Below are 7279 nucleotides of genomic sequence, written 5' to 3'. Positions count from 1 at the left end.
GGGGGTGGGGGCGTGGGGGAGGGACCCTTTTTCAAAAGGGTCCCTCCCCCACAAAGCCTTCTCCCCCACAGAACCTTCCAAACTTAAACCGCTCTAAATGGGCAGGCGCATAACGCACAGCACGTCGTTGGTATAGCGCCCATCGCGCTTGTATTCCCGGTACCCGCGCGAACGGGCGCAGCCCACGGCGTAAAGAACGCCGTCAACGGATTCCAGCCGTGAGGCGCACTGGCCCTGGCTTAAGGCCAGCCATTCGTCGGGCAGGCGGCAGCTTTCGCCCGGCGTCAGGCCCGGCGCGCTGGCAGCCACCACAATGCCCCCCGCCTCGGCAAAAAAGCCTTCCGCCCCTGCCAGCACCTTGCCAGCGCAGTCTCTGGGCAGCGTGTCGTCCAGCATGCCCGCGAACTGGGGCAGGGAATCAAAGACAATGCCAATACCGCCCACAGCCGGACCGCCTTCGAGGGGGAACACCGGCGCGCTGTAGATATAGGAGGGACGGGGCTGGCCGTCCGGCTGGTAAAGATCGGTAACGCGAAAGGGCGACACGGCGAAATCGTCGGAATCCGTGAGCGCCAGGGTGCGGCGCACATAATCCTCACTGAGCTGCTCGCCATAACGACTGCGCTCCCCAGGCCGGGAGCAGGCCACGATGACGCCGTGCGCATTGTACAGAAAGAGGTTTGCGTACACCGTATAGTAGCTGTTGATATACTCCAGCACGCCCTCAAGCCGCGCCAGATCGCCCCTGCTGACAGACGACTGCGACAGTATCCGCCGAAAATCGGGCGTCAGCGCCCACCAGCGGCAGTCGTTGGCGCGCTCGTAGAGGTTGCGGTCCATTATTTCAACGGTGATGGATGCGAGAAACGAGGCATCATTGAGGCGCGAGGCCGTCACCGTGTTCAGCAGGCCGTTGGTGAAGCGGTGAAACTCGCGCTCCATTTCCAGACACATTTTTCGCACTGCGTCCAGAATGGGCGGCAAGGCCTGAGCGGCGTGCCGCTCGTCCTGCCTCGCGTTGCCGCTCTGGCGGGCTGCCATGATCTGCCCGTTGAGCGCCGCCAGCGTGAGATCACCCATGACGTCGCCCGCCTGTTCTTCAATGCTGGTCAGCTGGGCCGAAAAATCCGCCTCACGGCGCACCAGCGCCGCATCGAGCCCGTCCGCGTGTCTGTCCGCAAAAGCGCTTTGCGCGCTGCGCAGCACCTGCGCGCACCAGGGCTGCCCTGTGTATCCCTGGTAGCCGTCCGAGGGGCGCGAAACAGCCAGAGAGGTTTTGCCGCCAAAGCCGGTGATGGAAAAGCTCGTATCGCCGCCAAGGTCGTACACACGGCCCGCCGGAGCCAGCGCAGCGTTGCTGCTGGCAAAAGACTGCCCCTGCCCATCCAGCAGCAGCACGACCATGTCATCAGCAAAGCGGGCCATGCCGGAAAAAAGGTCGGCGGCCTCCCCCTCCATGTCGAAAACAAGGCAGAGCACCCCCAGCGGAGCCGCCACGCCCTCGGCGCGGATCACGTGCGAGTAAACAAGCGCCGCGCTCCCGTCCGGGGAAAGGTCTGTGGGGCGAAATGTTTCCACAAAATCCGTTGCGGCCAGCGTCTGTCCGATGAGCGGGTCGCGCGAGGCGTGCACGGGCCTTGCGGTGTTGAGTTGCACGCGCACATTCCCCTGCGCATCGAGTACAAGAATATCGCGGTACACGCTGTACTTGGAGCGATAGGCGTGCAGACGGGCGCGCATGCTGGCCTCGTCGCCGCCCCCTTGTTGCAGAAAGCGGACAATCTCGCCATCTGTGGCCAGAAAGCTGACGTCCGCCGTGCGCTCATAAAGATTGCGCTTGATGATGTCCATGACCACCTGGGCCACGGGCGACATCTCGCGCACGGCTTTTTCAAGCAGTTTTTCTGCCAGCATGCCGGTCAGATCATGCCGCAGGTTGCCAAAGGTGTCGCGTGTTTTGAAAATGAAGTCGAACAGTGTGGACGCTATGGCATTGCAGTTGATCTTGCCGGTAAGGGCTATCCACGTCCATTGCCGCTCAAGCTGCGAAAACACCGCGCGACAGCGCCCGATTTCGGGCATAAAGGGGGCCAGTTTTTCAACAGCGGCTTTTGTATGGGCATCCAGATCGCACAGCATGCAACACCTCGCTCACACCCGGAGCATAATGATTAACGCACGTTCATAAGGACCGAGCCTTCGTGACTGCGTGGGCAGAAGTCCGCTGCAGCGGGCGGCCGCAGCCGTTGCGCGTCCAGATCCCGACGACAAACTGCCCCGCCTGCGCTGCAAAAACGCATTCACAACAAAAAAAGCGGCAACCCGCAGAGAAAGCCTTCACTTCCACCGCACGGATTGCCGCACCAATACCGTTATCACTGTGTTTTGGCCCGAGGGGGGCGGGCTGCGTAAAACCGGGGGAAAACCGACCACAAGACGGATTTTTGTCCTCTATCGTAAAGAAAGGCAAAAGCCGCTTATGGTGCTGGGGCAGATCACCTTTTGAGAACAAAAGTTCTCAAAGGTCAAGCTGCACCCTTTCTGGCGCAGAACCGTGCAAGCGCACGGCAAGGCCGTTTTTGTCATGAATGAATATTGCGCGTAACGCTGTACTATCGTTCAGCTTAGAGCGTGTACCCTTTTTCAAGGGCAACATGCTCTAACACAAAAGTTTGGGGGGGGGTGGGGGCGTGGGGGAGGAGACCCTTTTACAAAAGGGTCCCTCCCCCACAAAGCAGTTCAAAAATAATCTGCTCGCTCTAGCTGCTCTTGCGCTTGCCTGCGGTCTGATACCGCTTTTGCGCCGAAAGTTCCGACTTGCGCAGACGGATGGACTGGGGCGTCACTTCCACCAGTTCGTCTTCGCGCACAAAGTGCAGGGCATGCTCCAGCGTCATTCTTTTCACGGGCGTGAGGGTGACGTTTTCGTCCTTGCCCGAGGCGCGCAGGTTGGTGAGCTTCTTTTCCTTGGTGGCATTGACGTCGATGTCATTGTCACGATTGTGCTCGCCAATGATCATGCCTTCGTACACAGGGTCGCCCGGCTCCACAAACAGTATGCCGCGCGGCTCAAGGTTGTAGAGAGCATACGCCACGCCATTGCCCGCCCTGTCGGCAACAATGGAACCGGAATAGCGCGTGAGAAAATCGCCACGCCATTCCTCATAGCCGTCAAGGTAGGAGTTCATGATGCCCGTGCCCTTGGTGTCCGTAAGAAACTCGTCGCGGTAGCCGATAAGGCCACGCGCGGGCACGCTGAATTCCAGGCGCACACGGCCCGTGCCGTTGTTGATGCAGTTGACCATGCGGCCCTTGCGCTGGGCCAGCTTTTCAGTGACCACGCCCATGAAGTTTTCGTCGCAGTCCACGTAGAGGCGCTCAATGGGTTCAAGCGTCTTGCCGTTTTCGTCCTTTTGCAGGATGACCTCGGGACGGCCCACAGAAAGCTCGAAGCCCTCGCGGCGCATGGTTTCAATAAGAATGGCCATCTGGAATTCGCCACGGCCCTTGACGAGAAAAGCGTCACGGTCTGCCGTGTCTTCAACCCGTACGGCCACGTTGCGCAGCGTTTCCTTGACCAGACGGTCATGGATGGCGCGGCTTTGCACCAGTTTGCCCTCGCGCCCGGACAGGGGGGAGGTGTTGATGCCAAAACGCATGGCCACGGTGGGTTCGTCCACGCGGATGCGCGGCAGGGCGCGCGGATTTTCGCGGGTGCAGATGGTGTCGCCGATGGTGACGTCTTCAATGCCCGCCAGCACAACGATGTCGCCGGGCTGGGCTGTTTCGACCTCGGCCAGTTGCAGACCGTCATACACCTGAAGCTTGGTGGCGCGCAGGGGGCGGGGCTGCCCGTCTTCGCCTATGCAGGCAAGAGATTCCTTGCTCTGCACATGGCCGTGCATGATGCGGCCCACAGCCAGACGGCCCAGATAGTCGGAGTAGTCAAGGTCGGCCACCAGCATCTGAAAGGGCTGTTCGGGGTCGTGCGCCGGGCCGGGGATATACTTCAGGATGGCTTCAAAAAGCGGCGACAGGTCTTTTTGTTCGTCATCAATCATGTTCATGGCCACGCCCGCGCGGCCAATGGCGTAAAGAACCGGAAATTCGAGCTGCGCCTCGCTGGCGTCAAGGTCGATGAAAAGGTCGTAAATTTCGTTGAGCACTTCCTGCGGGCGGGCGTCCTTGCGGTCGATCTTGTTGATGACGACCACAACAGGCAGCCCGGCCTCAAGGGTTTTACGCAGCACAAAGCGGGTCTGGGGCAACGGCCCCTCAGAGGCGTCCACCAGCAGGATCGCGCCCGTGGTCATTGAGAGCGAGCGTTCCACTTCGCCGCCAAAATCAGCGTGGCCAGGCGTATCGATGATGTTGATCTTGACGCCGTTCCACGACACCGCGCAGTTCTTGGCGGCAATGGTGATGCCGCGCTCGCGTTCCAGATCCATACTGTCCATGACGCGATCGTCAAGCTGCTGGCCAGCGCGAAGAACGCCGCCCTGCTTGAAGAGTGCGTCCACAAGGGTGGTCTTGCCGTGGTCAACGTGTGCTATAATGGCTACATTGCGAAGAGATTCATTGTGCTGCATAGAGCGCTTGCCTTTTGGTAGAAAAAAAGTGTCCGGGCAGCGCTTGTACGCATTTTTCAGAGTTTTGTCACCATTGCCCGTATGAGACGTCCCAGATTTTTGCCTGCCTGAGCAGCCACAAGAATGATTTCTTCCAAAGGAGCCGGGGTCATACAGTCCGGCAAATTTTTATTAGAAAGACAGGACAGGCCAAGCACACGCATGCCCATATGACGCGCGGCGATAACTTCAAGCACGGTGCTCATGCCAACGGCGTCGGCCCCCCACTGCCGGTACATGCGCGTCTCGGCCGGGGTTTCCATTTCCGGCCCGTGCACGCCGATATACACGCCGCGCTCAAGCCGCAGGCCCATCTTGGCCGAGGTTTCCATAGCCAGGGCGCGAAGCTCCGCGTCAAAAGGCATGCTCATGTCGGGGAAACGCTGCCCCCACTGGTCACAATTACAGCCCACCAGGGGCGAATGCCCGGTATGGTTGATAAAATCCGTCATGCACATGATGGAACCGGCGTCAAAGGTGGGGTTGAGCGCCCCGGCCGCGTTGGTGATGATGAGGGTCTTGACGCCCATACCCGCCATTACGCGTACGCCCATGCACACTTCCGCCGGAGTGCGCCCTTCATATAAATGACACCGCCCCTGCTGGATGAGCACGGGCCGACCCGGCGCATCGTCATCCCCGCCGCAGGCCGTGGGAAACCGCCCCCACACGAAAGCGCCCACATGAGAGTCCACGCTTGATACGGGAAAGCCCGGCAGGTTGGCATAGGGTACAGCCACCCGCTCTGCGAGCCTGTCCGCCAGCCCGGAAAGGCCGGTGCCCAGTATGAGCCCTATGGGCGAGGCAGTATTTTCAGCAGAGCCGCAAGATATGTTACGCATGCCGGCAGGCTGTGAAAAGGTGCAGTTGGCGGCCTCCAAAGCCGCGCGTAGAGCCGCTGTCGCCGACTGGACTTCCTGCGAATTTTGCATATTATCCCTCCTGATTCTGATCTGGCGGAAAAACCGCCCCCCTACAGCCGCAGGGATACGCGATTTTTTCGCCTGCACTGTAACCGTGCGTGTGGATTTTCACACGGAAAGTGCGTATGCTCGTTTGATACAAACTCTGTATATCCCGCCCGGCCCTGTCCTACAAGGACTAACAGGCGGACTCGACTCAATTCCTGGCTCGCCGTCATTACGACTGCCCGGAATAAACAGACAACAACTATTTGCGCCCCTGCGGCGCTGCATACGGAGACAGGCTTGGACAAAGCTCAGGAAACCATCCCCCTGCAAAAGCATAAAATTCTGGTAGCCAACAGGGGCGAAATCGCCATTCGCATCATGAAAGCCTGCCGCAAGCTGGGCGTGGCCTTTACCGCCATTTTCACCGCCGAAGACGCGGCTTCGGGGCATGTGCGCCTTGCGCAGGAAGAAGGGGGAGAAAAAAGCCTTTTCCGCGTCTCTTCCTATCATGACGCCAACGAACTCATGTCCGTGGCCGATGAGGCGGGCTGCACCGCCGTACACCCCGGCTATGGGTTTTTTGCCGAAGACTTCCGTTTTGCCCGCCGCGTTGCCAAGCGCGACCGCAAGCTCATCTTTATCGGCCCCTCGTGGAAAATAATCCGCGAACTCGGCGACAAGATCAACACCAAGCGCCTTGCGCGCAGCCTTGGCGTGCCTACGGTGCCCGGTTCTGACCGCCCCATCTATGACGAGATGGAAGCTGAACGCATTGCCAAGAGCATTTTTGAATTTCAGGCCCAGCAGGGCATCAGCAGGCCCCTTGTACTTGTCAAGGCTTCGGCTGGCGGCGGCGGCATGGGCATTGAAGAAGTGTATGACCCCGATCAGTTCCGCTCCGTCTACCGCCGCATACGCAGTTATGCGCTGCGCCAGTTCAAGGACGAGGGCGTGCTTATCGAACAGCGCATTACCGACTTCAACCACCTGGAAGTACAGGTGGTTTCCGACAGGTCGGGCCTGAACCCCGTGCATTTCGGCACCCGCAACTGCTCCATCCAGTCCACCGGCCTGCAAAAGCGCATTGAAGTCGCCCCCGGCTTTGTGCCCAATGAGCTCAAATATACTTTTGACGCGGGCAAGGTGCTTACCGACATCGTCCACTATTCCCTCACCATGGCCCGCAAGGTGGGCTATGACAACGTGGGCACCTGGGAGTGGATCGTCACCCGCAAGGGCGAACCCTTCCTTATGGAAGTCAACACCCGCATCCAGGTGGAAAACGGCGTGTCTGCCCGCATTTCAAAGGTCAAGGGACAGGGCAATGTGGACATCATCGCCGAGCAGATCCGCATTGGGCTTGGCGAACCCCTGGGCTACAGCCAGTCCGACATTGCCTTTGACGGCGTGGGCATTGAATACCGCCTTATAGCCGAGGATCCCGACAATAACTTTACCCCCTGGGTCGGGCGTATAGAGCGCTTCCAGTGGAGCGACCAGCCCTGGCTGACCATGCTCACCCATGTGCCAACCAAAGAACCCTATGAAATTCCTACAGAATTCGATCCAAATCTGGCTCTTGCCATCATTTGGGGCAAGGACCTGGAGGAAGCCAAGGCCCGTGGTCTTGAGTTTCTGCATGACCTGCGTCTTGAGGGACACAACGGCGCGGGCGAAGACTTGAAGTCCAATGTCAATTTTTTAGCGGTCAATACCGGACGTATCCTCCGCTTTTGACCA

4 protein-coding genes are annotated in these 7279 nt (G+C 59.4%); 1 reads left to right on the top strand and 3 read right to left on the bottom strand.

Annotation, left to right across the window (positions count from 1 at the left end; all coding sequences use genetic code 11):
• Window positions 1–93 precede the first annotated feature (93 nt).
• The 3 genes from BCS36_RS06785 to BCS36_RS06775 form a co-directional block, all read right to left on the bottom strand.
• Window positions 94–2139 carry a cache domain-containing protein gene (locus BCS36_RS06785; protein ID WP_291302147.1) on the bottom strand — a complete coding sequence of 682 codons (2046 nt, stop codon included), beginning with the start codon at window positions 2137–2139 and terminating at the stop codon, window positions 94–96.
• A gap of 620 nt (window positions 2140–2759) precedes the next feature.
• Window positions 2760–4589 carry a translational GTPase TypA gene (typA, locus tag BCS36_RS06780; RefSeq protein WP_291302146.1) on the bottom strand — a complete coding sequence of 610 codons (1830 nt, stop codon included), beginning with the start codon at window positions 4587–4589 and terminating at the stop codon, window positions 2760–2762.
• Between the two features lie 56 nt (window positions 4590–4645).
• Window positions 4646–5560, bottom strand: coding sequence for a purine-nucleoside phosphorylase (locus BCS36_RS06775; protein ID WP_291302145.1), 915 nt, complete (start codon window positions 5558–5560; stop codon window positions 4646–4648).
• 297 nt (window positions 5561–5857) lie between these two features.
• Here BCS36_RS06775 and BCS36_RS06770 point away from each other — a divergent pair, with 297 nt between their 5' ends.
• On the top strand, window positions 5858–7276 hold the full coding sequence (locus BCS36_RS06770; RefSeq protein WP_291302148.1) for a biotin carboxylase N-terminal domain-containing protein: 1419 nt from the start codon (window positions 5858–5860) through the stop codon (window positions 7274–7276).
• Window positions 7277–7279: the final 3 nt, after the last annotated feature.

Origin of the sequence: Desulfovibrio sp. MES5, from assembly GCF_002237645.1 — a bacterium.
In the GTDB taxonomy this organism is placed as follows: Bacteria; Desulfobacterota; Desulfovibrionia; order Desulfovibrionales; family Desulfovibrionaceae; genus Desulfovibrio.
Note: the sequence above shows the minus strand (reverse complement) of the source record. Positions and strands in the feature narration are given on the sequence as shown.